This is a genomic window from Sinorhizobium terangae (genome assembly GCF_009601505.1).
Classification (GTDB): Bacteria; Pseudomonadota; Alphaproteobacteria; order Rhizobiales; family Rhizobiaceae; genus Sinorhizobium; species Sinorhizobium terangae.
Genome location: NZ_WITC01000049.1, coordinates 51249 through 77165, shown reverse-complemented (window position 1 = coordinate 77165; position 25917 = coordinate 51249). Strand labels below are relative to the sequence as shown.

22 protein-coding genes and 6 pseudogenes are annotated in these 25917 nt (G+C 58.7%); 9 read left to right on the top strand and 19 right to left on the bottom strand.

Going from position 1 to position 25917, the window contains the following annotated elements; genetic code table 11:
- Both GHK62_RS13295 and GHK62_RS35210 read right to left on the bottom strand, forming a co-directional pair.
- The coding region (locus GHK62_RS13295; protein ID WP_153436563.1) for an IS110 family RNA-guided transposase at positions 1-980 on the bottom strand (980 nt) is incomplete at its 3' end.
- 91 nt (positions 981-1071) lie between these two features.
- Positions 1072-1359 (bottom strand): annotated as a pseudogene (locus GHK62_RS35210) (Tn3 family transposase); the annotation flags it as partial.
- Between GHK62_RS35210 and GHK62_RS13290 the strand changes: the two are divergent.
- From GHK62_RS13290 to tnpC, 5 genes and pseudogenes are all read left to right on the top strand, one after another.
- Complete coding sequence (locus tag GHK62_RS13290) at positions 1331-1648, top strand: hypothetical protein (RefSeq protein ID WP_234886880.1); 318 nt, start codon at positions 1331-1333, stop codon at positions 1646-1648. The pseudogene GHK62_RS35210 and the gene GHK62_RS13290 overlap by 29 nt on opposite strands.
- A 203-nt stretch (positions 1649-1851) precedes the next feature.
- Positions 1852-2286, top strand: a complete 435-nt coding sequence (locus GHK62_RS13285) for a helix-turn-helix domain-containing protein (RefSeq protein WP_184108980.1) — start codon at positions 1852-1854, stop codon at positions 2284-2286.
- 397 nt (positions 2287-2683) lie between these two features.
- Entirely contained in the window at positions 2684-3133 is a 450-nt protein-coding gene (tnpA, locus tag GHK62_RS13280) for an IS66-like element accessory protein TnpA (protein WP_153439650.1), read from the top strand.
- Entirely contained in the window at positions 3114-3347 is a 234-nt protein-coding gene (gene tnpB / locus GHK62_RS13275; protein ID WP_153439649.1) for an IS66 family insertion sequence element accessory protein TnpB, read from the top strand. The genes tnpA and tnpB overlap by 20 nt, the downstream gene beginning before the upstream one ends.
- A 174-nt stretch (positions 3348-3521) precedes the next feature.
- A pseudogene (gene tnpC, locus GHK62_RS13270) lies at positions 3522-4901 on the top strand (IS66 family transposase); the annotation flags it as partial.
- A gap of 30 nt (positions 4902-4931) precedes the next feature.
- Here the strand turns inward: tnpC and GHK62_RS13265 are convergent.
- Together GHK62_RS13265 and GHK62_RS13260 are read right to left on the bottom strand one after the other, a co-directional pair.
- A pseudogene (locus GHK62_RS13265) lies at positions 4932-6997 on the bottom strand (recombinase family protein).
- Positions 6984-7163: a hypothetical protein gene (locus GHK62_RS13260; protein WP_057220201.1), complete on the bottom strand. Its 180-nt coding sequence runs from the start codon at positions 7161-7163 to the stop codon at positions 6984-6986. Before GHK62_RS13260 ends, GHK62_RS13265 begins: the two are co-directional and overlap by 14 nt.
- Before the next feature lie 306 nt (positions 7164-7469).
- On the opposite strand from GHK62_RS13260, the pseudogene GHK62_RS13255 reads away from it, so the two are divergent.
- Together GHK62_RS13255 and GHK62_RS13250 are read left to right on the top strand one after the other, a co-directional pair.
- Positions 7470-7691 (top strand): annotated as a pseudogene (locus tag GHK62_RS13255) (transposase domain-containing protein); the annotation flags it as partial.
- 319 nt (positions 7692-8010) lie between these two features.
- Complete coding sequence (locus GHK62_RS13250) at positions 8011-8538, top strand: flavin reductase family protein (protein ID WP_153439648.1); 528 nt, start codon at positions 8011-8013, stop codon at positions 8536-8538.
- Positions 8539-8736: 198 nt separating this feature from the next.
- Here GHK62_RS13250 and GHK62_RS13245 read toward each other — a convergent pair whose 3' ends face one another.
- Entirely contained in the window at positions 8737-8940 is a 204-nt protein-coding gene (locus GHK62_RS13245; protein ID WP_202982042.1) for a Tn3 family transposase, read from the bottom strand.
- Between the two features lie 322 nt (positions 8941-9262).
- Between GHK62_RS13245 and GHK62_RS13240 the strand changes: the two genes are divergently transcribed.
- Positions 9263-9604 carry a hypothetical protein gene (locus GHK62_RS13240; RefSeq protein WP_153439647.1) on the top strand — a complete coding sequence of 114 codons (342 nt, stop codon included), beginning with the start codon at positions 9263-9265 and terminating at the stop codon, positions 9602-9604.
- Positions 9605-10463: 859 nt separating this feature from the next.
- On the opposite strand, the pseudogene nodQ reads toward GHK62_RS13240, so the two are convergent.
- The 11 genes and pseudogenes from nodQ to GHK62_RS13185 all read right to left on the bottom strand — a co-directional run.
- Positions 10464-11051 (bottom strand): annotated as a pseudogene (nodQ, locus tag GHK62_RS13235) (bifunctional sulfate adenylyltransferase/adenylyl-sulfate kinase NodQ); the annotation flags it as partial.
- Between the two features lie 238 nt (positions 11052-11289).
- The gene (locus tag GHK62_RS13230) at positions 11290-12048 is read right to left on the bottom strand and encodes a sulfotransferase (protein ID WP_153439646.1); all 759 of its coding nucleotides are present in this window, start codon (positions 12046-12048) and stop codon (positions 11290-11292) included.
- Positions 12049-12126: 78 nt separating this feature from the next.
- Positions 12127-12915, bottom strand: a complete 789-nt coding sequence (locus GHK62_RS13225; RefSeq protein ID WP_153439645.1) for an ABC transporter permease — start codon at positions 12913-12915, stop codon at positions 12127-12129.
- A gap of 3 nt (positions 12916-12918) precedes the next feature.
- On the bottom strand, positions 12919-13833 hold the full coding sequence (gene nodI / locus GHK62_RS13220) for a nodulation factor ABC transporter ATP-binding protein NodI (RefSeq protein WP_153439644.1): 915 nt from the start codon (positions 13831-13833) through the stop codon (positions 12919-12921).
- A 4-nt stretch (positions 13834-13837) separates the two neighbouring features.
- Positions 13838-15544 carry a nodulation protein NodU gene (nodU, locus tag GHK62_RS13215; RefSeq protein ID WP_153439643.1) on the bottom strand — a complete coding sequence of 569 codons (1707 nt, stop codon included), beginning with the start codon at positions 15542-15544 and terminating at the stop codon, positions 13838-13840.
- A 37-nt stretch (positions 15545-15581) separates the two neighbouring features.
- Entirely contained in the window at positions 15582-16184 is a 603-nt protein-coding gene (nodS, locus tag GHK62_RS13210; protein ID WP_153439642.1) for a nodulation methyltransferase NodS, read from the bottom strand.
- A 28-nt stretch (positions 16185-16212) separates the two neighbouring features.
- Positions 16213-17565, bottom strand: coding sequence for a chitooligosaccharide synthase NodC (nodC, locus tag GHK62_RS13205; RefSeq protein WP_153439641.1), 1353 nt, complete (start codon positions 17563-17565; stop codon positions 16213-16215).
- Between the two features lie 15 nt (positions 17566-17580).
- On the bottom strand, positions 17581-18240 hold the full coding sequence (nodB, locus tag GHK62_RS13200) for a chitooligosaccharide deacetylase NodB (protein ID WP_184108978.1): 660 nt from the start codon (positions 18238-18240) through the stop codon (positions 17581-17583).
- Positions 18237-18827 carry a NodA family N-acyltransferase gene (locus GHK62_RS13195; RefSeq protein WP_184108976.1) on the bottom strand — a complete coding sequence of 197 codons (591 nt, stop codon included), beginning with the start codon at positions 18825-18827 and terminating at the stop codon, positions 18237-18239. Before GHK62_RS13195 ends, nodB begins: the two co-directional genes overlap by 4 nt.
- 1466 nt (positions 18828-20293) lie before the next feature.
- A complete protein-coding gene (locus tag GHK62_RS13190; RefSeq protein WP_153439639.1) occupies positions 20294-21217 on the bottom strand; it encodes a nucleotidyl transferase AbiEii/AbiGii toxin family protein in 924 nt (307 codons plus the stop codon).
- Positions 21207-22052 carry a type IV toxin-antitoxin system AbiEi family antitoxin domain-containing protein gene (locus GHK62_RS13185; RefSeq protein ID WP_153439638.1) on the bottom strand — a complete coding sequence of 282 codons (846 nt, stop codon included), beginning with the start codon at positions 22050-22052 and terminating at the stop codon, positions 21207-21209. Before GHK62_RS13185 ends, GHK62_RS13190 begins: the two co-directional genes overlap by 11 nt.
- Before the next feature lie 252 nt (positions 22053-22304).
- On the opposite strand from GHK62_RS13185, the pseudogene GHK62_RS34250 reads away from it, so the two are divergent.
- Positions 22305-22373, top strand: a pseudogene (locus GHK62_RS34250) (hypothetical protein); the annotation flags it as partial.
- A 377-nt stretch (positions 22374-22750) separates the two neighbouring features.
- Here the strand turns inward: GHK62_RS34250 and GHK62_RS13170 are convergent.
- The 3 genes from GHK62_RS13170 to GHK62_RS13160 all read right to left on the bottom strand — a co-directional run bounded on the left by GHK62_RS13170 (position 22751) and on the right by GHK62_RS13160 (position 25792).
- Positions 22751-23260 (bottom strand): beta/alpha barrel domain-containing protein, encoded by a 510-nt coding sequence (locus GHK62_RS13170; RefSeq protein ID WP_234886878.1) that lies wholly within the window; start codon positions 23258-23260, stop codon positions 22751-22753.
- An 82-nt stretch (positions 23261-23342) separates the two neighbouring features.
- On the bottom strand, positions 23343-24245 hold the full coding sequence (locus tag GHK62_RS13165; RefSeq protein WP_153439637.1) for a terpene synthase family protein: 903 nt from the start codon (positions 24243-24245) through the stop codon (positions 23343-23345).
- Positions 24242-25792 (bottom strand): hypothetical protein, encoded by a 1551-nt coding sequence (locus GHK62_RS13160; RefSeq protein ID WP_184108974.1) that lies wholly within the window; start codon positions 25790-25792, stop codon positions 24242-24244. The genes GHK62_RS13165 and GHK62_RS13160 overlap by 4 nt, the downstream gene beginning before the upstream one ends.
- Positions 25793-25917: the final 125 nt, after the last annotated feature.

Here is a 25917-nt window from a genome sequence, read left to right as displayed (position 1 = left end):
ATGCGATGCATGATCACCGCAAGCCGTCGGGCCAAGGCGACAACCGCCTTTTGCCTGCCGCGGCGTTTGGCGATATTCATCGCCCAGGCTCTTAGCCACGACCATTTCTTAACATTTGCCAGCAGGACTTGCGCTGCTTCGTAAAGCAGGGATCGCATCATCGCGTCACCACAACAGGATACTCGCCCGACCCGTTTGCTTTCACCAGACTCGTTCAGTCTCGGCGTCAGGCCGAGCACAGAACCGACCGCTTTTGAATGTGCAAACCGCGCAGGAATATCGATGGTTGCCGTATAGGTGAGTGCGACAACGGGGCCGACGCCGGGGATCGTCGTCAACCGGCGGCAGACTTCATCTTCACGGACCAAATCCAAAACCTTCTTGTGCAGCCTGGTGAACTCTTCACGCAGCAGTTTGCGTGCAGTCAACAAAGGCTGCATGATTTCGCGAAGCTCAGGTCTGTCTTCGACGAGCTCTTTGATCCGCTCCTCGAATTTGACCTTGCCGACCAATCCGACTTTCAGGCCGAAGTTTCGCAACAATCCGCGAATGTCATTCTCGATGGCGATGGCTTTTTCCTGCAAGAGTTTGCGCGCGGTCAGCAATGCCCGGTGCTTCTGGCTCGTCAGTGTCTTCACATGCACAGGCCGATAGAGATTGACGCGCATCATCTGGGCTATGCCACGCGCGTCGTTGCGGTCCGTCTTGTTCGGTTGAGCTTTCAAAAATGCCTTGGCATGCCTGGTCTCGATGCAGATCACGGGCAATCCTGCCTTCGCAAGTCCTTCATAAAGCCATTGCGACAGTGGTCCGGCTTCAAGACCGATCCGCTCAATCTGCCACTTCGGGTCCTTCATCACCAAGATCAAATCATCAGGGTGAGTGGCAACCTTCGTCTCCCGGCAAATCTTGCCTGTTTCATCAACAATGCAAACCGCGGTCTCTTTCACCGACACATCCAGTGCACAATAGTGTTTCATGTTGCGCTTCTCCCTTTGATGTTTGAGGCTGTTGAAAGACATGACCTCGTTTTACCATCAGCCAGAAGCGCAGCACCGCAATCCACCATGGTCAACGATGAGGCGCAAAGCCGAATATCCCATCTAATCGATAATAACCGGCGCTCTGGATCCCATCTGAGGGGTCGGAACAACTCAGCAAGATGTCAGGAATATTCCCGCCTTCTTGCCGAGCGACGGCGCGGCTGACTAAACGCTGTTCCAGTGCACGATAGCGCTGACAATGAGATTGAGGCCAGAAGCACGGAATGCTTGGCTCTCGAACGACTGAATCGCGGATTTCAAACCACTCGTGGAAGAAGACGACGCGCTTGAGTTTATGGGCTGCCTCGCCCCTGTTGCTACGGTCCTATGAAGTCTGTGGGAACATCCTTGGTCCGACCCATGTGATACCGATCGCCGACATCAAGGTTGATCGCACCATCTGCATTGAGACCCTTTCAAGCGGCTATAACGTTCCGCAGAACCTGGCCGAGATTGAAGAGGATCAGATCAAGGGTGCCGGGGTCTTTATCACGCCCGTGTTCATCGATCTGTCGGGTCCCGAGATCGCCCGGATGCCTTCTCTTCGTTTAATCTGTATGAGCGAGACCGGACGAAGGCAAGGATACTGCTTGACCCTGGAGTGATCTTCGCGTTACTCAGGGAAACACATCGACGCTCACCCGCTAACCCGTCCTCAGTGAAGGCATGACCCGAATGTGCTCAGGGTAGGGTTGCGGATCCCAGATGCCTCAATTGAGTTGCTGACTTTCAGTTGAACTATGTCAGGAATGTAGAACTCATATCATTGCTTCCGAGAGCCACAAGGTGCCGGAATAAGGAGACGATTGTGCTGAGTGTAAACTCTAAAAAAAATAGGGGTAGGCCAAACTCTGTGGATGCCCATGTCGGCCGGCGAATTCGCGAGAGGCGTCAATGGCAGAACATGACGCAAGCGACTCTTGGCGATGCTATCGGTGTGACGTTTCAACAGGTACAAAAATATGAAAAGGGCATGAACCGCGTCGGCGCGAGCCGACTCCAGCAGATTTCGAAGGCTCTTAAAGTGCAGCCTTCCTACTTCTTTGAAGGCACGATTGACGAAATCTGGTCGGACGGGCAATCAGCCGCCAATCACGCCGATATCCCGCCCGAAGTGATCGAATTCGCTGCAAGCGAGGAAGGGATCGAACTCATTAGAGCATTTTCCCGCGTGGACGACAATAATGTGCGCGGCCGACTCGTAAAGCTGATCAAGTCCCTGGGCACGAGTGGGGATGCATAGATTGGCCCGTCACTGCGTAAACTGCGCTCCAATGTCAGATAGGCGCGCACCGCCGCAGCAAGGAAGGCCATTCCATCTGAAACTCTCGCGGAGTGCCTCAACGTTGTAACGGATCCGCTTGAGGTGTCGGAGCGTACTAAGGGTGGCGTGAATAATCGGTCGTGTAACCACAATGAGTATCATGAGGCGACTGAAGCACACCTAGAAGGATAGCAGCTGTCTCGCGAGCGCTGTCCCCTGAACGAGTATCCATCCATCGCCCGCGCAGGTCGGGACGACGAAGACCTATTTGTATCGTGGGTGATGACGTCCTCAAGGTAAGCGCGAATTTCCCCGCACCTTCTGTGATTGAGTGAGCTTTGGCATGAGGTGTCCACCTAAAGGAGGTGGACACCAAATGATGGAAGAAGGTCAAAAACTTGTCGTGCGGCACGTTGGTCGGAATGGGCGACGCCGGTTCGATCCGGCATCGAAAGACCGTCTTATTGCGGCTTGCCTTGAACCTGGCGCATCAGTATCGAAACTTGCGCTCGAACACGGGGTCAACGCGAACCTCGTTTGGAAATGGATAAGGAAGCACACCCAGGCCCCTCCATTCCCGCCGTCTTCGACATCGGCTTTTCTTCCGGTTCAGATCACCGCGGCGAGCAGCAAGTTCGCGTTGGAGATGCCTGTCACGGATGGTGAAGAGCTGCCGCCGAAGGCAGAGAGGATCGGGTCGCTGGCCTCTCCAGCGAAGGTGAGCGCGTCACTGCCGAACGGCGTGAGGCTGACGCTGGAATGCGGTGATGCGAATGCGTTGGCGGCGATAATCGGAGCGTTGGGTCATGTTCAAGCTGGGCGCTGACCTTCAGGTCTACCTGCATCGCGAGCCGATCGACTTTCGGGCCGGCATCAACAGTCTTGCGGTCTTGGTTCAGGAGACGATGGCACTCGATCCGTTTGCGCCGGCGGTTTTTGCATTCTGCAATCGCCGTCGCGACCGGATGAAACTGTTGTTCTTCGATCGGTCGGGTTTTGTGCTGGTGCTGAAGCGGCTGGCCGAGGACAAGTTCCGCTAGCCCCGGCGTCAGGAAACGGTGATGCGGCTGACGACGGAGCAATTGCACTGGATTCTCGACGGCATCGATATCGATGCGATGGTGCGCCATCCGGTGCGGCAATACCAGGTCGCTGGCTGAGGGCTCTTGAATTGCGCGGTTGACGCGGCGGTACGGTTCAGATTCAAGAATCCGATGAATCGAACCGGCGAACCTGATGTTGCAGAGTTGAAGGCGCAGTTGGCGGCACATGCTGCCGAAATCGCCGCGCTGAAAGCCGAGAAGGAAGCGCTCTCGCAGCGGGTCGTCAAACTCGAGGAAGAGCTGGCGCTGGCGCGGCTGCATCGATTTGCGCCGCGTAGCGAAAAACACGTTGATCGCCTCTTCAATGAAGCCGAACAGGTTGCCGATGAGGATGTCGCCGGCGGCGAAGATGGCGACGTCGTCGACCTGCCGAACACTGGATTACCACCCGTCAAAACCGAGACGGGAAAGAAGCGCGGCCGCAGAGCGCTGCCGGAAAACCTCCCGCGCGAGCGCGTCGAGTACGACCTTCCCGACGATCAGAAGGCTTGTCCCTGCTGTAATGGTCAGATGCATCGCATGGGAGAGAGCGTTACCGAGCAGCTTCATATCGAGGTGCAGGCGAAGGTCCTGCAGAATGTGCGGTTCAAATACGCTTGCCGCCATTGCGACCGCACCGGGATCAACACGCCAATCATTATCGCGCCGATGCCCGCACAACCCTTGCCGGGCAGCATCGCCACGGCCTCGACGCTGGCCTTCGCGCTCGTTCACAAATATGTCGATGGCACACCGCTCTACCGTCTGGCGCAGACATTCGAGCGCGCCGGGGTTCCTGTCAGCCGTGGCGCTCTGGGTCACTGGGTGATCGGCTCGAGCGAAAAACATCTCTCCCGCATCTATGACGCCTTGAAACTGCGGCTCAGATCGCAACCTCTCATCCATGGCGACGAGACGACGGTTCAGGTCCTGAAGGAAAAGAATAGAGAGGCCACCGATACATCGTATATGTGGGCCTATCGGAGTGGCGAGGACAGTGACGAGCCGATCGTGCTGCTCGATTATCAGCCGGGCCGCGGCCAGATACACCCGCAGACCTTCCTCGGCGATTACCGCGGCATCTTGATGAGCGACGGCTATTCCGCCTGGCGCACGCTGGAGGGCGCGAACCACCTTGGATGTATGGCCCATTCAAGACGACGTTTTGTCAATGCTCTCAAGACGAGAAACAAATCCGGCGGGCCACCCGAGCAGGCTCTCCGGTTCTTCGAACAGCTCTACCGGGTTGAAAGACAGGCGCGGGACAAAAAGCCGGAGGACGGCGAGACGCGGGCCGACAGCATTCGCCGCTTTCGCCAGCAACACAGCGTTCCCATCCTGACCGCTCTCAAGACATGGCTCGACGAAATCGCCCCAAAGGTCTTGCCGGACAGCAAGCTCGGCGATGCTGTCTCCTACACCCTGAACCAGTGGGATTATCTGACGCGCTACACCGAAGACGGCAGAATGCCGATCGACAACAACATCCTGGAGCGCGACATCAGAGTTTTTGGCGGACCTGAGTCATTGTGCACTCCCTCTCTAAGTGTCTGTAAACATTGGAAGCGTCTCCGTGTCAGTGGTGCGACACGGGCGACCCTTTCGGGCTATCGCGGCCTGAACCGTCGCAGAAGTAAGGTCGCTGGCGCGGATTTGATACGGCGCGCCGGGAACCACTTGCTCGGCAGACAACACGTTCGTCTTGATAAGGTGGCGTATTCTGTGGTTCGTCCCAAAGTCGCCGCCGCCTCTGTCATGGTAAGCCATTCGCCCTCTTTATCGGCTGATTTGTACGCGTGAATGGCACGGACCCGCCTTACGGAAGCGACACGGTGTGCGGTCCAGGTTTTTCCTTGACCCGTGGGCATACCCATTCGATTGAGCGACGCGGCGATATGTTCATCGGGCCAGCGTCCTGCCATGCTGCGCATCACTGCCAAAGCATCTTCCGTTGTGGCGCAACCGTGTTCACCGCTCTGAGGCTTGCGCACTCTCAGTTCCGAGTGCTGACCGCCTTTCCAGTGGATTGTCAGCACCACGTCGCGGACTTCATCGTCAACATCGACAACAATGTCGGCGATCAATGTACGCAGCAGTTGCTGGCGCACACGCATGGTGACATCCGGCGACTCCCAGGCCGCCTGCAGATTGTCGGCGAGGTTCGCGAAAGTGCCTGTGTCAACTTCGATGGTTGAAGGACTATCTGCAGGCTTGCGCACTTCCAGATCACGGACGCGGCGTAGCGCCGTTTCCCAATTCTTCTCAAGCTGTGCAGCAATCAGGCGGTTGTCTGGATCGCATGCCGCATAGCGGCGCTCGGCGAGGCTTGCCTCGTAGCGGGCCTGCCGTAGTTCCAGATCGTGAATGTGGCGCTGTTCTTCCTGTCGCTCCCGGTGCATCCGCTCTGCTTCAAAAGTCGCCTCGATCGCTAGTGGTTCTACCGCGCGCAACAACTCGCGCGCAACCGCCGCATCGACCTTCGAGCCGCCGAACGTCATGCAACGGGGCAAGCCCATCATCAGGTTCTGTTTATAGCAGCGATAGACAGGATTTTGTGGATTTCCCGTATAGGCAACACTCAGTCGCCGTCCACACCGTCCGCAAGTCAGGAGACCCGACAACAACGATTTGCCGCCGCGGCCCGATTTGGTTCCGCCCGAACGGCCATAATTGTTGAGTGCCAATTGCTGTTGGTTGCGCTCGTACTCTTCCCAACTGATGTAACCTTCGTGATGGTCCCGGATCATCACTTCCCAGGTGCCGGCCGGCTTGCCGTGCCCGTAGCTGCGCCGCGCCCTCCCATCGACGATGGCTGTCCGCTTCTCGCTCTTTCCATAGACGTAGACGCCGGCATAGAAAGGGTTCTTCAGGATGCCGATGACATTCCGGTAACGGACTGGCGTCCAGACAAAGCTGGTCATGCGACCTTCGTCCGACGGCCGCGGGAAGTGGATATTGTCCCGTGTCATAGACAATAGCACCTGGCGTGCGCTTCCAAGCTCACGGAAGCGTGCGAAGATGGACCGGATCACGTCCTGCAACCGCAAATCCGGATCAAGCCCGAGCCCCGCCTCTCGATGCCAAATGTACCCGAACGGAACGGAAAGTCGCAGTTCGCCACGGCGCGCCTTCGATCTGGCGGCATCGAGCATCCGGGCTCTCAGCACGCCCAGTTCGAACTCGCTGATACTGCCCTTCATTCCCAGCAGCAGCCGATCGTTGGGTCGACACGGATTGTAGACGCCGTCATGGTCAATGACGCGGGCTTCGACCAGGCCGCATAGTTCGAGCAGGTGATGCCAGTCCCGACCGTTGCGCGCAAGCCGTGAAGCATCGAAGCATAAAACAGCACCAACTTGGCCAGCGCATAAAAGGGCGACAAGATGGTCGAAACCAGGGCGCGCGACAGTTCCGCTGGCAGAGCGCCCGAGGTCGTCGTCGATGGTCTCGATGTCGCTGAAGCCGTGTTGTCGCGCAACGTCAACAAGATCATACTGCCGTCGCTGGCTTTCCAGATTTGTCATGACCTGCGATTGCGAGGACTGCCGTACGTAGACGATGGCTTTGCGCGCGAGCAGCGCTGTCGGAATCAAATCAGTGTTGCTCATCGTTGAGCTCCTCGACGACGAGGCCTGCGGCCTGCATCAGCAGGCAAGCCAGCGTTGAAATCGCCTTCTTGCGATCCTTGTCGCTCAGTCCGTCGAGCATCCGGGTTTTGAATATCAGGTCGAGCTGCCGGCCCGACGCCGGCACCAGCGTATTGCGGGATCTCATCATGGTCCTCCTGAGTGATTCTACGTCCACTTCGGAAGGGTGCCGCTTTGGTGCCGCCAGAGACCAGCCTGTTCAATTCGATTAGCGTCGCAAGATCGACGCGTGGCGTTCCCATGGTCATGCCGCGGCAAACCAAGGGATCGATCATCCACCCTGAGATCGCGATGACGACACCTGTCGGCCCCAGAACCTTCAAAAACCGGCCTGTCGCTCGTTCTTCAACACGGCGAATGGAAACCCTCTGGCCAAAATAAGGATGCCAGCGATAATGAACCTCAACTTCATCGCCGACATGGGCAGAATGAACGGGGCATTGCGACCGGCAGAAAGAGTTGGCTGTTCAGCGATACCGCCGATGGAGCCAAGGCCAGCGCCGTCATCTACAGCCTTATGCTGACCTGCCGTGCCTGCGGCGTCGAGCCGTTAACGTGGTTGCGCTACGTCCTTACCGAACTGCCTCAACGCGCGGGCGATGCTGATATCGACGATTTGTTGCCCTTCAACTTCACACGGACTGCTACTGCCTGACCAGATGCCGTTCCCGACACCAAGACGGTCCGTCGAAATCGCCGGCGTCAACGTGCGGGGAAAATTGCGCTTACTCCTCAAGGACTGCTTGCGATCACGCCAACCGCGGCAAAAGGTTTGGTGTATCCATAGCCCCGATGGTAACTATCCAAAAAAGCGATTTCCAGAATCTCGACGAGTGCTGCATAAACTCGATTTGCCCGCAGTTTCGTTCACCCTGATGAGGCGGCTCGACAAAGACAATGGGGCAGCCGACCTAAGTGCGAACACGGCCTGTGCTTGATAGAGGGATCTATTCCTAGACGAAGGAGTGATAGGGATGCCCAACCAGCCTTACGTCCTGATCAGTGATCGCGAAGACCCGCCGGTGGACGCGGGCGGCCTGAAGTGCGCTTTGCGCAGGATGAGCGGTGGCGTCAGCATCATCACCGCAGGGGAGGGCGAAGAGCGTACCGGAGCAACTGTTACTTCCGCAACGGCCCTCTCGATTGAGCCACCGTGCATGCTCGTTTCCCTCAATCGCTCCTCCTCGACGTGGCCTGCCGTTGCGCGCGCCGGCCATTTTTGCGTTAACATCTTGGGTCACACCCACGAGATGCTCGCAAACCAGTTCGCAGGTCGAGGCGGCCTGAGGGGCGCGGAACGTTACCGCGGTGCCGAGTGGACTCAACTCATTAGCGGTGCGCCGGTCCTTCATGACGCGGCGGCGGCCATAGACTGCGAGGTTGAGGAGGCCATAGAACGGCACAGCCATGTAATTGTGCTTGGCCGCGTCGTCGGCATTTGCATCGGTAACGGTGGTTCATTGGTTTATCGTGACGGCCGGTATCTTGCATTTGCGGAGTAGTGCGATAGGCAAAGTTCACCGCACTGAAACTTGTCCGCACTAGCGCAATGCCGAAACCTTGGGCTGCCCGCCGAGCTAGTAGACGCATGTCTTCGCGACTAAAAAGCGGACCAGTAAAATAGCGCAAACACAAGGGAAGTGCAGCGGCTAATTTGGCGTCATGCTGATAAGAGCACGGAACACCAGAATTTGCAGACTTCAGTCCTGAAAAGGTATTGCGATGCCCTGGTCGCGAACGAAGCGGGCAGTGTTCCAGAGCATGATGGCATTGACGACAAGGTTAAGGCCGGAGGCGTGATAAGCCATGATTTCGGCAAGCCGATCGCTCAGCTCCACCAAGCTGTTGCAGGAACACAGCGCACGCAAGGGCATGACGGCCTTTGCCTTTGTTAAGGACGGCATGCAATCTGCGTCACAACGCTTGCCAGAAGCCAGTCGCAGATGAAAACCGACCGCTCGATGCGGCCGATCTCTCAGCCGTGAGGCTTTGCGGTTAGGTGGACCACGGTTGCGGAAGGATATGCATTTAAATGTTGATTATTTTTCGTTACCCAGACGGTATCAGCGCGCTACACCAAGCCGGAGGCGCAGTTGATTGCATAGCTCGCCATAACGCACGCTGTTTGCAAAGATCACGCTCTCGAACGCGTAACCTTACCGGACACGCCGATATCGACGAGCCTTTATCATCCCTAACAACCCTGTCGTGGGCGGAGAAATCCTAGTGAAGGGGGAGGGTAAGGACGAACAACTCATTGAGGTGGTATTCCGCAACGGCACATTAACGGTCATTGGTATCGTTCTGTCATTCTCGCTCGGTTTCCTCTCGCAGTGGGCGGCGAATCCGCTGCTGTGGGAGATGGTTAACCTGCCGACGATCGTCTTGTTTTCCGCAGGTATCGCGTGTCAGGTGAAGGCGCTATTAATCTTGATCGAGCACGATTCAATCAAGAAACGCGTCTACGACCGCTCCAAACGGTGGTTCTCCTATGGCGTTATCGCCGTCTGCATTGCCGTGGTCTTCGCGGTTACGCTGGACTTTCTGCAACTCAAATTGCAGCTTTGAGTGCATGATTGCGGCTTGGCTTGTTTCGGGAATTTTCATTCGATGGTCGCTGATCGAGATCCGGTTCGTACGCTAACTTGGCCCAGTGATGCGGTAGGGAGCAATTCAGCCCAACCTGACGAATGTTGCGCAGACCGTTTAAGCGACAAAGGTGCGTCAATCTGATCAATGACCTGCAGGGGGCGTTTGCGCGAGGTGGCGAAATACTGCCTTAAGCGATCGACCGCGGGTCCTTACATGCTGTTGGGGACGAGAACAGATCCCGAAGGGATCGCCTTGAACCTGGCAACTCTGGGGGGGAATGAAGGACGTTCGGTAGTGGTCGAACGATAGAGCGCGTGGCTATCGACCCACGACCGTCGCACATGGCCCCTCTGGGAAGGGCCGCCTGAGGAGGAGCGGCTGGGCTTCGCTGATGTCGCTCATGGGCCAGCACCACAACCAACTGGGCGCGTGCGATTTGCATGTATCGGCAGCCAATCATGCAGCTCTGGCCGCCCGATGGAGGGCGGAGGATTTCCTCCATCGGGCGCCGTCGAAAAACCCAGGTTTTTCGGCGGTTCAGTCAAACGGCTGTTTTCCAATGATGTCATTCTGCCACTTCTTTGTGGGCGCTGACCGGTATTCCTGTGCTGCAGCGTTTGCGCAACCTTTATGTCGAACTTCCATCTTCCTAAGTCGGCAGCAAATGCCCCAAGATCATGCTGCTTTCCGTATCCGACTGGTCGCGTGCTGACGCGGGCATGCGACCTCTTCCACCGGTTCTAGGCAATGACTGCAAGAAGGACTCTGATCTACCGGCCGCGTTTTTATAGCCAGAATGCAGCTTTCAAGGCCGCGGCCATATAGGCAATCGTGATCATTTCTCCGCCATTCGCCTCTCGAGGAACTCTTCCACTTTAAGCGCCAGCTGGGCCGGTTGGTAACCGACCGTTTCGAGATGCAATTCAGGACTTTGGGGCATCTCGTAGGGAGATGTGATGCCGGTGAAATTCGCGATCTTTCCGGCGAACGCTTTCTCATAAAGCCCCTTTGGATCGCGCCGCGCGCATTCCTCCAATGGCGTGTCGACGAAAACTTCGATGAACTCGCCTTCGTCCATCATCTCACGCGCCATACGCCGCTCTTCTCGGAAGGGCGAAATGAAGGATACGATCACGATCAATCCTGCGTCGGCCATCAGCTTCGCCATCTCGGCGACGCGGCGAATATTCTCCACGCGATCTGCATCGGAAAAACCAAGATCGCGATTGAGGCCGTGACGCACATTGTCGCCGTCTAGCACATAGGTGTGCTTGCCACGTGCATGCAACGATCTGTCGAGCGCATTGGCGATTGTTGACTTGCCCGACCCGGATAAACCGGTGAACCAAACAATGGCGGGGCGTTGATGCTTGATCGCACTACGGGCTGCCTTATTCACGTCCAAGCCATGCCAACGGACGTTTCTGGGAGGGGGCTGCTGGGAAGTGTTCATGTCAGCGCTGACTATCGCCTTCGCCAGGACGAGTTTGTCGCTATCTTGCTCCATCTCCACCCCGTTTGTGCTGTCGTGGGACGAAAAGAACGGCTTCGCTGAAAACGCCCTGCGCGCGGAATCTTTTCCAGTGAAATCGACTACAGCGGGCGTACAGGATGCTCGTGCTATCCCGCGTCACGCCGTCGCAGATTAATGAGATAATCGGTTACTGCGGGCGTTCGAGCATATCGCTGACCTCAAAAAATCTCGCATAGGGCCCTCCGGCAAAGTGAACCCGCAACTCATGGAAATTCTCGAGTGTTTCATTCAGCGGCCGCTGTTCCTGTCGCTCAATCAGGACCTCACCAGAATGTTGAAGCGGAGCGACGCCTAGGAAATCGCAAATCGTCGCCAGGCGTCCGGCTGGGTCGCCAAGAAGACCCTCATACTCGATCATGAGCGTATTGCTAGACGCAAACGAGCTTTGGACCTGGGCGTGGAAATCTTCGGTGGTTTTGAAGTAAGTCTCGCATTCGGCGATCGACAGTCTGACGCGGGGCGGCGGAGCCACATCCTTGTCGGAACTGAACTTCAGCCAGTGCCCGGAACGTCTCGCCTGCACCAGCGAGCGCAGCGATTCCAAAGTGTTTTCACGAGCCACTAAGATGATTTTGATACCCGGCCAACGGGCAAGCTCGCAAAGAAAGCCTGGGCGCTCCTTGAACTGAGGTTCGTTGATCTTGCAGCCAACGTGGGTCACTTTCTCCTTGCGTGCAGTACTGTGCAAGTAGGCAAGCTCGAGCAGTTCGCGATCGCTGCGCAAAAGGCGATCCTTATCCGGCCAATTCGCATCATATGGATTGAGCAACTCACCATTGCTCAACACGTTCGGATGCTCGTTCAACAATGCTTCCAGGTAATGCGTGCCGGTCCTTGGCATCCCAAGGATTGCAAATGGCTCAGGTGGCGCCGCGGGATAGGTCATAATAAAGACCTGCTCTCTACTGGGGCGAACAGATGCCGCATCACGGATCTCCTTTTCCTCAAATGGTGGTAAGTGGCATCAAGGCATGAGGCGCCGGCGTAACAGTGCCACCGACAGGAAGAACGGCAATACTGTGAAGACACACAGTGCGCCGATGTGCAGAGCGACATTGTCACCCGGTCGGCCGAGCAATGCAGGGCGAAGAAGATCCACTGAATGCGCGAGCGGCAGGAAGCGCCCCACCTGCTGAAAAGCGCTCGGCAGTTGCGAGACTGGAAACACCGCGCCGCCCAGGAACAACATCGGTGTGATGACGAGTGTCTGGTAAAAGATGAAATAGTCGTAACTGGGCGCAAGGGCGGTCACGACCATCGCCAGGCTCGCGAAGGCGAACCCGGTAAGGGCTACGACTGGCAGCGCGTAGAGAGCGGATGGCCAGGCCGTATAGCCCAGGACGCTGGCAACAATCGTGATAGCCGTGCCCGCTAAGAAAGCCTTAGTGGCTGCCCACGCCAGTTCACCGAGAATGATGTCGCCGAGCGTGAGTTGCGTGCACAGGATTGCTTCCCAGCTTCGCTGAGCATGCATTCGACCGAACGCCGCATAAATGGTTTCGAAAGTCGCCGAGGTCATCGCGCTTGCCGCGACCATGCCGGCTGCGAGAAAAGCAATATAGGAAGCACCCTCGACGCGACCTACCATTATTCCAAGGCCAAAGCCGAGCGCGAACAGATAGATCAACGGATCGGCGAGATTCCCAAGGATAGACGCGATCGCGATTTTCTTCCACGCCAGGTAGTTGCGGCGCCATACGGCGATCCAATTCCATGCGTTGGCGGGCATGGCCGCCGCCCAGCCTTCAACCATTATTCATTTCTCCATGTCGCGCCCGGTCAGCCGCAAGAACACATCCTCCAGATTCGGGGGACGTTGCAAAAGGCGCAGATCCGTGCGCCCGCGAAGTTGCACGCGCACCTGCTCGGGATCGGCCGCATAGCAAAAGATAGTCTCGCCGCTCACTTCGATACGCTCCGCGTAAGGACTGATGAGCGCGCGCAGCTCTCGCGGATTGCCGCCGTAGATCTCAAGCACGGGGCAGCCGATCTGCTCCTCGATCAGCGCGTGTGGGCGGCCCTCAGCGATGATGCGCCCTCCATCGAGCACGCACAGGCGGTCGCACAGTCGTTCAGCCTCTTCCATAAAGTGGGTCGTCAAGATGATTGTCTTGCCGCGCGCCAGCAGCAAGCGCAAGCGTTCCCAGATCAGGTGGCGCGCATGTGGATCGAGGCCGGTGGTCGGCTCATCCATTACAAGCAGTTGCGGGTCGTTGATCAGCGCACGCGCGAGCGTCAGGCGCCGTTTCATCCCGCCGGATAGTGCAGCGACGCGCGAATCCGCCTTGCTCTCAAGGCGGGCGAACTCAAGCAGCGGCGGGATGGCCGCTTCGACCTCGCGTGTGCTCATGCCGAAGTAGCGACCGAACACCAACAGGTTCTCGCGCACCGTGAATGCATGATCAAGATTGTCGAACTGCGGGACCACGCCGATACGCCCACGCGCTAACCGAGCGCGTGCTGGTACGGGCATCCCGAGTACGGTGATCTTGCCGGCGTCAGGTGGTGCCATGCCGAGAACCATGCGCGTGATTGTGCTTTTGCCGGCACCGTTCGGTCCCAGCAGGCCGAAGCACTCTCCCGCCGCCACGGTGAACGACACCTCGTCGACAACGACCTTGTCATGATATTTCTTCCTTACACCGGTAAGGTCGATTGCTGACATCGACATGCGTTCATCTTCCCGTGAAGGTTACGCCCGGCGATTGATCAGTTACATGCGTTTTCCTGAACAGCATGCCGTCGCACCATACGTTTTCAACGCGTCCCCACTCGCAGGCTGCAGCTGTGCTTGGGAAGAAGCCACGCCCATGATAATTGGCACTCGTGTTGCAAAGCAGCGGAATGCCCGTGAGTTTTTCATATTCGATGAGGACCTCGGCGACTTTGTGCTGAGAGCTCCTGGAAATCGTTTGTAGCCGCGCAGATCCGTCAAGGTGTACAACTGCAGGAACTTTGTCCTGCCACTCCTTCTTCGTCTGGTGATCGAATAACATGTATGGATCGGGCGTTCCGGGGCTGAATATTTCCGGCGCACGGTCCTCCAGGCATATCGGCGCCACCGGCCGGAAGTGTTCACGAAATTTGATGTCGTTGAGATAATCCTTCATTTCTGGCGAGGTGGCGGCTGCCAGAATGCTTCTTCCTCCCAACGCCCGTGGTCCGAGCTCAGCGCGCCCGGACAGGAAAACCACGGGCTTGTCGCTGGCGAGGATGGCCGCAAGTTCCCGGATGCTGCACGGCGTAGCGTCCCAACCGGTCGGCACATCGCCTACTTGCAGGGTCAGGCCACTGTAGACTGACCACTCCAGCGGCACGAAACCTTGCTCTGCCACGAGCCCACAGCAAGCTGCACCAATTGCAGAGCCGCTGTCATTCGGGAAGGGCGGCACCCAGACTGCATCGAACAGCCCAGCCTCACGCAGTGCACTGTTCCATTTGATGTTGAGCCCGCAGCCACCGGCTATGCACAGATTGCGCGGCCCCGGAAACGAATGCTGCTGCATGGCAATCGCCATTTCATCCACAACAAGACGCTCGAGGAAAACATGAAAAGATGCAAGCACATCTTCAGGCAGGTCGGCCGCCAATTCGAGCGCGCTGGCAGCGAAAAAATCGTGTACAGCCGCAAGCGATGACTCTGCGTTGTCGATGTTTGCGCGGTAGGTGAGGGCGAGGTCCGTATCGCCGGCAAAGCGTTCGTCGTAGAGCTTCTGGAAAACCGCAACGATGCGTTCATCCATCGAGCCCAGCGCGATATAGGCCATCAGCTTGCCGGCTACCCCCAGATCCCAACCGCCGCGACTCGCCTGCTTATAGGGACCGAAAAAATGGCCCGCAGCGGCGTAGGCTTGGCCGATCACCGGGAACAGAGATTTGACGAAGCGGGCACCCTTGCCCTCTACATAATATAGGCGCGGGAATATGCAGCCGTCCCACACCAAGCAAAATGCAGCTTGTCCGGACTTGGCAAAGGGGCTGGTGCAGTATGCGGAGGCCACATGGCTCGTCACATGCGGATAGCTTTTATAGCTAAAAGCCTGCCCGTCAAGCGTCAGATCTGAGCCGGCGAGCCCGTCGAGAAGCCCCTCGGCATAGCGTTCGACGTAAGGCGCCCCTTTGAGGGTAAGAGCGGTCGCCCCACTGAGGACCTGGAACTGCGACTCGACCTCGCCGTCCCAGCCATCGATAACAAACTGATCAACATCCCGCACGCTCAGGCCGTGTTGCGCCAAAGCGGTGACAACGGCGTCGAGATTCTCGATTGTTTGATATCGCGGATTGTTATCACGCTTCTCCTGCTCAATGCAGAAGACGAGCCGTCCATCCTCGACAAGGGCGATAGCCCCATCATGGGTCAGCTTGATGCCACAGATGCGCATAGTATCTCCATGTATAATGACGGACAAATTCGATTAATCAGACGTCGGCATTCCGAAAACGGGCGAGCAAGCAGTCTTCGTTGGTCGATCCGCCCCGGCAATCAAGCCGCTCCGCCTCGATCAGCGTTTCGTTCAGCAGCGCCAAGACGGTCTCAGCACCGGCGACGTGGCCCCAACGCCGGCAATTTGCATCGCGCGCCGATCCAAAAACCAGGTGCCCACCCGGCGCAAGCATGCTCACCAGGTTATGAATGGCCACCCGCATCGCGGCTACATCCTCAAGGTAATAAAGAACTTCGGCCACTACGATCAGATCGAAGAGCTGCTCAGTCGAGAACTGTTGAACGTCAGCGACGATCCAGTTGATGTGTGTCGCCTCTTTCATCCGTTGCTTCGTTCGAGCAATCGCTTGAGGCACAACATCAATCACAGTGAGCCGTTCGCAATGAGGCGCCAGCTTTTCCGTAAATGCGCCGGCCGCGCACCCGACTTCAAGTGCGTTTGTGATGGGACCTTGGCAAAGCGACATCCGAAGCATCTGCGTGTGCCGCTCGCGCTCGAACTCATTGCCGTCGAGCCGCCATGGATCCTCCGCCGCCAGCTCACTTTGCAATAGTTGGTAGTTGTTGGCCTTGGTCAAAATTCACCCTCCGAAACAACGTGCGCGATCAGTCGTCGCTGCAGACACCTGCGGGTGTCACGGTTGAAGAGTCCCGTGCAAGGTTCAGCCTTCGAAGCGGCGCTGCATATCCCGGCGTTGCTCCAGCACTCGTTTCGCTCTTCGGGTGTGGAACGAAGACTTCTCCACCCGCGTCTGTCCCCTTCACAGGAGAGTTGCGCGACAGCCAATCGCTATTGCTCAATGTACAAAGGGCGTAGGCCTTCAAAGGGAGCAAGACAAACAAGTTGATGGGCGTATGCAAAGAAAACGCCAGAAAACGGAGTTGGCGAGCACGGAAGGAGGCCACGCTGCAGCGGATCATGGTCATGAAGGCAATCATCATGACTGTCCACCAAGGCACTGTAGCTGTCAGCACGACTTGCGCGAGTCCCGCCAGGACCGTCAGCGCGAGAAGTAACGGCCCTAGATTTTGTCCGACCACATCCAACGTGATATAGTGGTTGAGACCCGGTAGTAGTCGCAACGCAAGCAACGTGTCGCGGAAAGTGCTCCGCGCCCAGCGGAGTTGTTGGCGCAGATACGGGCCCATCCTATCCGGGACGACGGTTGCTGCTATCGCGTCTGGAACGTACTCGGTGCGAAAACCTGCCTTCAGCATCAAAATGGTGAGGTGGCGATCTTCACCGAAGTCGCTTGGTTTGCCCCGAAAATATTGCGACTCGTATTGGTCAAGTAGCAAAAGAAGAGCAGACCGGCGGTACATAGCACATGGACCGCAGCAGCACAGAACGGCACCGAAACGAGCCTGTGCCGCACGCTCCTCATTGCAGGCGAGCCAGTACTCCATGTCGATTAGTCTGGCCAACCAAGTGTCGTTTCGGTTGCTGGCGGTCAATTGGCCCATGGCCGCACCGATGTCTGGATTTTGCATCTTCAGCGCGAGCTTCGTGACGACGTCGGACGCTAGTGTCGTGTCCGAGTCGACGTTGAGCACCAAGTCTCCAGATGACCGGCGTATGGCAGCGATTTGCGCCTTGCGCTTTCCGACATTCTCGCGTAGCAAGACGAAGTTGAATCTCGGGTCCCCCACATAGGTGTGGTGTACAGGTGCCAATTTCTCGCGATTGGCAGAACCGTCGTCAACCACGTAGACGCGCAGTTTTCCGGCGTAGTCCTGATTTGCAATGGAAGCCAGGCACTCGGAGAGCGTGCTCGGATCCTCGTTGTAGCAGGGGACAATGACATCCACGCTCGGCGGAGGGGTGTGGAACACCAAGTCGTCTGAAGCCAATGAGTGGTCTTTCGGCCTAGCGTACACTGTCTGCATGCTTTTATAAGCGGTCGAGAGCAGCGCATAACAGGAGACAGCGCCAATGCCGATTGTGTTAAGCAGGTCCATGGGATGTCACTTTGTTCAGGGATGTTGAGGAAGCGAGGAGATTGCAAATCCGCGCTCGTGTAACGCTGGAATCAACCGGGTGAGCGCAACGACGGTTTGGTCGCGCAGACTGTCCTTGGTGCCCGGCCTGACCTCGTCGGGAGGACATCCGTCGTGCAAAAGCACAATTGCGCCGGGCTGGACAGAGGCAAGCACTGCATCGACAATCGCATCGACGCCGGGGCGAGACCAGTCCCGTGGATCTACCGACCAGTGGAGGGGCGCCAGTCCAGCGACCGCTGATGTCGTAAGCACCTCTTCGCTCCAGATGCCAAAGGGCGCGCGCACATGCCGGACCGATGCCTCGGGGCAGGCCATACTGATGATCCTATTCGCCTCAAGTATTTCATGACGCACATCGCTAGGTTCGCATCTGGACAGATCTGGATGCGTCATGGTGTGGTTAGCGACTTCGTGCCCTTCTGCAATCATTCGCCGGATCAGGTCCGGCTGTTCTGCCGCGTAGGCGCCGATAACGAAAAAAGTCGCCGGCACACGGTGTTGTTTCAGCACGTCCAGAATTTCCGGCGTGCAAAGTGGATTGGGACCATCGTCAAAGGTCAGATAGACCTTGCGGCCACCAGCGCAGTCGCTGCACGTACTGCACACTCTTGATAAGCAGTCAAAGTGTGTCACAGCTCTGGCCCATTGCGATCAATAAACGTGGCGGTCGGCCAATCAGACATGGCCGATTCAACCGGGAAGACGACGACGAGTACGTCCTCAATGCGCGTGGGAGGCAGATCGAGACGCGCATCTGGGAGCGTGGACCGCACGCGAATCCCCGACAGAACGGTCGCCGGCACGTGCCGACCGAATCTTTCGACGTGCTTCTGCAACGCGTGCCGAACTGCACCGAAACCAAACGGGACACGAAGTTGCTGCAAGACTGGGTACATGACGCGGAGTGAGTGACTGATACCAAGTCCCTCAAGGTCCGGTCGCACGCCATATAGCCCTAGCTCGGCCACTAGCAGATCGACCTCGCCAACCTTGATGAACCGACGCAGCAAGCCCATGTGAGCCGCTACACCGTTCGAGTCGTAGGCAATTGCTCGCAGCTCAGGCCTGGCTCCGGCCCAACTGCGACTGCCTTCGAATGGTTTGGCGTTAAAGGCGCCAGTCGGTCCATAAGTCTTTCGAAAGAAACTTGCGAGCTCGACATGGTCGTCGAGTTGCAATTCACTTTCCCACCGCAGCGTCCATCGCACCCGAGAGCACACGGAAGACCTCCTCATTTCTTTCTGTTTTCCTGGGACACGTACCACGCGATCGAAGGCGTTTTGGCTGACGCTGCCGTCAGCGATCGTGATGCAGCCAACGACTAGCCAGGCGTTCCAACTCTGATGGGTCTCTCAATGCGCTCACCGTCAGCCCGCTTGATGTTCGTCAAAAGTAATATTTTCCTAATGCAGTACACCCGCAAATACGTAAAATCGATTTTGTGAATGCGAAACATCCACGCCATGGAAATGCGCAAGCGGCAGTTGATGACTCGTCTGCGGTCAACGGCGAGGACGGCTGCAAGGTGCCGGGCTGCGGACATTGGAGCCCATGGATTTCGGTTCGTGACGGAAAGTTAATACGACCGCTCATCCGGACGTTGCGATTGCCTTTCCTCGCGTCGGCTTCTTAGGCACCAGCGCGCTGCCTGCACGGACGGGCGACCGCGAGTCTCAGAATAGAGATGATTTCATTCAGTAAAGTGAAAAGAGACCGGCAGGTTGCAGCGCCGCCCATCGTCTTCCTTAAGATAATGACGCGGCGTTTCAACCGCCGTGACCGACATCTCGTCGCCGGCTCCGCTCTGACTACTAACCACAACCTTAGCATGAGCGGAGGCGGCCATGATTGCGCCCCGCCGCACGATGAAAGGTCTGTTTCGAGGACGAGTTGCTTACAACGGAGGGTCGCGAACTATCTCAACACCGCGTGCCTCCGAAATGCGCGAGCCGTGTTACAAACTTGTTTCAATCATTTCCTTGGACGTGTTCAACCCGGCCATATCAGTGCGGTTTCAGATTGATCTGAACCCTTTGGTTAGAGTTTTCCGGTGGTTTCCCTGGTTGGGAAAATGAATGAAGACGATAACGCCATCGCAGTTGTCGGACGCGCAAAAGGCATTCATCTGAAGCAGGGTTCCCACGCGTCGTGACGCAATCCGTCCTTCGATCGTGAAATCTGGATCGTCGGCGCAAAGATGGCGCGCAGGGAAGCGCTCGTGGACGGTCTGGACGAAGCACCATGGGAGAACCGTCTGCGGCAGTTCCTTATGTACTGGGACGCCATGCGGACTGCCTGTGCCAGAGCGAATACCCGACTCAGATTTTATTGCTCTACTTGAGCTCGCTATTGGGCTTCCGCTGACGGCGCTCCCTTGAATCGAGCCAATCCCGAGGCTCGCGTCGGCTATGCGCAGAGATCCCGCGCGAGGTCGATGGTCCTCTGAGGGCACTAAGCAGACCGGGTGGCCGCTTGCTCAGGCTCGAACAGCGAGTCAACAAACGGCCGATGGCCGTTTTTGGATGGCCGCCGGTTTCTAGGCCGAGCTTCTCGGCCGCTCGTATCCGCATTAAGCTTGGTCATCTCCTCCAAGATCAATGCTGCCGCCATAGAGTCCCCTCTAATGTCGTTGCGGCTGCATGATGGCACTGAATACTCCGCTGCTTAACGTGTTTCGGGGATGGAGCTAGCTATATGACCGAAGCCCCTCGATCTCTCGCCGTTGCTCGGCCTGTTTTTTGGGATTCTGCGCCTTCAGCTTCTCGAGGTTGAGAATCTTCCAACGAACGGCCGGCAGATCGGCCGCTTGTGGCAGCCCGATTGCTTCGAAATCCGGTTCGCCATCGTGGAGTGACAGCAGAAAGCGCATTGCCTTGTCGTCGAGCCGTGTAAGAAGATCTGCCGTCATCCGGCTCTTCGCTACTTTCAGATCGTCGAGGCTGACGGGCTCGGTCGTCATCCCCTCGAATTCCTTCACGAAGGGCTCATCGAGTTCTGTGAGCGAGGGCCTGACCAATTCGTGCGGCGGGCGCCCGGAGCTTGCGACGTAGATCAGGAATGTCCGGAACAGGGCATCGGTTAGTCCTTCGTTTTCATATAGCAGCTTCACATCGAACAGGTCGCGAGGATGCTGGCGATCAACCGCCGCATGCAGTTTTCCACCGAACAGATCCTCGAACGAGACGATCTGCATTTCGGCAAAGCCGAATGTATTCTCCACGACCTCGCTGACACGTCGGCGCTCGGGTGCATGTACGGTGCCTCTTGCGACAGGCGATGTCTCGATTTTGATCTCGGCGGTTCCCTGGCGGACGAGAACGCGGGTGTCGTTGTTACCGCCGCCGGCCATCCTCTTGACGCTGACGCCGCGGAGATTGCGTAGCAGATCCTCGCGAATATTCTCGAGGATCGTGTCAATGTTTTTCAGCGTCGTTTCGCGATCCTCGATCGGGAGGTAGGTCAGGTCGATGTCGATCGAGAGCCTTGGCATATTGCGATAAAAGAGGTTGATCGCCGTGCCACCTTTCAGCGCGAACGCCTCGTGGCGGGCGATGAAAGGCAAGGTCCGCACCAGAAGATCGACCTGTCGCATATATTGTTCACGTGCCATACGGGGTTTCCGTGGGCATCAATTCTGCGGGGATTGTGATGCGATAGATGGGGTGCAGACGTCCGCCTTGTGTTAGCGCCCGGTCGCCCTTTCCGAGATCGATTGCTGACATGTCGATGTGTCGGCGCCATGCATGATTGTGCTTGTCAGCAAAGACAAAGAAGAGACGTTTGGTTTTCACGCTTCGGCATATGGTTAGCAGCGTCGTCAGCAACCGCGGACGGAGATTGCCAAGGCTCTCGAACGTCACGTCGACCTTGTGGAAGCTTTCGCCCTTCGGAATTTCGTCAAGCATTTCAAGGATCGCACGTTCAGGTGACGACATCGGCATTGGCCAGCGCCACGGGCTCTGCACCAGCTCTGGATCATCGTCGGTCGAGAGATCGAAATCGGCGTTTTCAACCCCCGTCGTTCCGTCGCCGAATAGGGCGTTGCTTTTGACCTTCACTCGGGCGTCCGTCCGCAACTTGGGCAGCCATGACGGGATGTCGGAGCCATAGAGATAGAGGGTGAAGTCGCCGCCTAAGGAAAGGTAGTGGACATGCCCTCGCAAGGATAGAGAGCTTGCCCCCCCGACATGAAATTTGTGCTGCATGAGCCACACAGCCGAAAGCAGGGGGATCTTCCAGCCGACGGTAGCCTCTGAAGTGGCGTCCAGCGAGAACGGTCGGCGGTAGACACCGGGCATGACCGGCTCGAGCCAGCCCTGTTTGATGTACCCTGAGACGGATTGCCGGGAGATGGCGTGACGGGTCATCCACCCCGAATCCACGAGAAAACCGGGGGGAACTTGTTGAAGAAGCTGCTTTAGCTTTGTCGTTGGTTGTCCATTCATATTTGCCACTATGGCAGAATTTTTGAAGCAGACGCGACTGAAACTTTACTTAAATGCAATTTTGTCAATCATGGATTGACCTAAGGCGCTGACTCTGAAGTTGCGAGGGGACGCCCTAATGGAGAGCTAGAGCATTTTTATCAATGACTTGATGCTTGTCACCACGGCACTGTTGGTGATCGCTCAAGTTCATTTCATGTATTCGGGGAGTGTGGCACGGCGATCAGGCTCATGATTTAGCCTAAGCCTGGAATGCCGCCGCGGGTTCAGACAGTGCTGAAAGCGTGCCGTAGCGTGAAGGTGAAGAGACTATTTCTCTGGTTCGCCGAACGGGGCGCTCATCCCTGGTTCGGCCGGCTCAATCTTGAATGTATCGTCTTGGTCGTGGCAAGCGCCAGATCGTGGTCGGAGGTCGGCTGGACAGCAAATATCAGATCACTGTGCCGGAGGCACTCGATGCCCCTCAAACTTACCGCGCGCAAGTCAGCCTCCTCGTTCGGGTTCTGCCACTCGTTGCTGAGGAGGATATCTTTGCTTGGCACGGCCATCAACCTCTTCGTAAGAGCCCTTCTACGCCCGCCGGTCGATATCGACCTGACTTATCTGCCGGTCGAGGATCGTGCGACGTCCCTCGCCAATATCGACGCTGGCAGGCCCACGCTGCGCGCGGCGCGAGCGATCTGCGCCAGGACACCGCGTCAGTCCCGGTCCCCCTCCGGCTGTACCGCTTCCTGCACCGGATTGAGATGGACGATGAGTCCATTGGCCTCCAGCGCATCCACCGCCCCGCGCGCCAGGTCCAGGCCGTCGGCCTCGCGCAGTTGCGCGGCGCCGATATTGGCCAGCGAGGGAATGTCTGTGGCCAGGCGGCGCAGCGCGCGCGTCAGGCCCTGGGAGTTGCGGGATTGCAGGCTCACGCGCTGCGAACCGACGCACATGGCGATCCCCAAGGCTTGCGCTGTCTCGCTCAGATGCCGGTTGATGGCCTCGGCGCGTGGCATGCCGCCGGTCATGGAGCTGACCAGCGCAAGGTCTTGCCCCGCAGCGAGGCGCGCTAGGTCGATCTGCGTCAGGTCCAACTCGGGCAATGCGCAGTGTTCGAAACGGATGCACTCCCAGCCGGGGGCGACCGTGACCGGCGCCGTTCGCCGATTCAGCACGATGTCCAGATGGTCGTCCTTGCGCCGGCTCAGGGCGATGTCGCTCATGCTCGCTCCATCCGTCGCATCGGCGTCGGCGTTGCGTCGGATCGGACCGACGGCAGCGCGCACGCCGCCGCTTCCCGCGCGTTCACGCCGGCGCACGCTGGCCCCCCTCCGCAGCGTCGCTGCAGTAGCGGCTGGTCGAGGTCTGGTAGTACTGCGCGCGGATGTCCGCCATGGCCTCGATCAACGGTCCCCACGGCGCGGGAAAGCGTTCTTCCGCCATCACCCGGTGCAGCATGCGCGTATGGCCGGCCAGCTCGTCGTTGAGGAACTCCACCACAGGCATAGCCGGATAGCGCTGCAGCAGCAGGATCGCCGCGTTGTCGGCCTCGCCGGCCGACCTGTCCTTGTCGCGTCCATGCAGATCGTTTTGCAGGCGGCCTATCGCACAGATGAGCCGCAGGACCTGGCGAAACGCCGGACGCGCGCGCAAGGTCGCCATGTCCAGCCCCCACAGCAACGACAGGCAACAGAACACGTTCGCGTAGCCGATCGAATCGATGCCGTTGTGCAGGTACTCGGCGTAGGACCAGCGTTCCGCCCCTGCCGCCTGCGCGTGTCCGGCCCGCAGCGCCGCGCAGTAGCACCGGGTATCGTCGAGAAGCTGAGAATAGTCGCGCCGATCGTAGGCGAGCGCGGCCAGCGAAGCGCGCAGCACAGCGCAGCCCTCGAATCCGGGGAGCGCGCACGGCACGCCGTGCCCCAGCGTCTGCTCCACCCCGGCGAGCTGCTCCGGCGCGATCAGGCCAAGATCGTTGCAATCATCGAGCCAGAACAGCAGCGCCAGTTCGCGATAGAACGCCACGATCAGCGTTTCGTCCTGCGGATCGCGGCCGGTGCGGGCGCTGGTGTAGCGCAGGCTCGGGCGGATGCGTCGCAGGATGTACTGACCGCCCCTGACCGCTTCGACGGCATGCTCGTCGGCGAACCCGGTCAGGGAACGCCCCCACTCCAGCACCTGCTGCAGCGCGCGTTCGGTCTGGATCATGACGCCGCTCCTGCTCCCTCGGCCGGGACGTGCCGCCCCCAACGAAGCGCTAGCCACAACCCGGCGAGTTCGGCCACGCGCACGACCCGGGTGGGGCAATACAGTTCCTTGCCGATCCACAGCGGCGTCTGCGGCAATGCATGCGCCGCATGGCGGGCGAGCATCCACTCCAGCGCACGCGCCACCGCCTGGGCGATGCGCCGGCGCCCCGTCGGCTCTTCGCTCCCGTCCATCACGTGCAACGCGAACAGCGCATAGGCGGTTTCCTCGAAGGTGGACGCGCGACCGGCGCCCCAGCCGCCGTCGTCGCGCTGCGCCTGCAGCAGCGCCGCCAGCGCGCGCTCGTCGCGCCACTGGGGCTTGCCTTGCGCAAGCGCAGCAACCGCATGCGCGGTGGGATACAGCCACGAAACGTGCCATTTTTCGTTGTCCCATAGACCGTGCGGGTTGCGATTGGCCTCGACGTAGGCGCTGGTGCCGGCGGCGGGCTTTCCCAACAGTCGCAACGCATGAAGGGCATGGATGTTGGTCGACACCGAGGCATTGCGCTCGCCGGGGAAGGTGACGAACAGCTCGCCGATCTCGAAATGGCGCAACGCATCGACAGCCGGGTCGCGGCCTGCAAGGCGCAGGACGCACAACGCAACGGCGGTGTCGTCCGCATCGGCCGCGAAGTGCAAGGCCGGGCCCAGACCGCGCACGCCCAGGCGGGCGTCGAGCTGCGCGACGATCACGCGCACCGCCTCGGCGAGCGCGGGATGCGCGAACAGCCCGGCCAGATGCAGGGTGTACAGCGACCAGCATGGCTCGAACACATTGATCGGCCAGACGTTGGGAACGACACCTTCGATGCCGCTGCGCGTCGCCCGCGATGCCGCCTGCAGATACGCGTCGGCGAGCCCGACCTGCGGCGTGCTCCCCTGTGTCACGGCGTGCGCACGCCACGCGGCGGTGGCCGCCGGAGAGATGCCGATGCTGCCGTCGTCATCCGGATACGCGGTGGTCGGTGACGTCCCCCAGGCTTCCCAGGAGTGCAGCAACGGATGGCCGCTAGGCAACGTCGCCACCGCCCCCAGCTTGACCAAGCACGCTTGCCGCAACGGCAACAGCGCCGGGTGGCGCGGAAACGCCAGCCCGCCCGGCAAGGATGCCGCCTCGCCGCACAACTGCGGCAGGATCAGCTCCGCGCCGATCGGCGCGTCTTCCGGCACCGCATGCGCGTAGGGATCGGGCTGGCGCTCGAGGAATCGGGTTGCAGCCTGGACTGCGTCGGCAGCGCCGGGAAGAGGACCGGCACGCTGCAATGCCAGCAACGCCGCCCACGTGGGCGCATGGCGGAACAGCGGGAAGTCCGCGCTTCCCCATCCGCCATCGGCCTGTTGCTGCGCGATGAGCCACGCGTATGCGTCCTGCCGACCGGTGACGTTGCCGTGGAACTGCAGAGCTCGCGCCGTGTCGTAGACGGACGGACCGACGCTGCCGCCGTCGCTCATCCCGCTCAGCAGGTGGCGCAATTCGGAAAGGATCTGTTCGGACAGCGCGTTCACGCGGGGTGTTCCTTCTGCAGACGGTTGACGAGAACCAGGATCGGGGCAGACGCCGTGGACTCGGACGCAGTGCAGCATGCACCGCGGCCGCCGGCCGATCGCAGCGGCACAGGGGCGGCTCCATG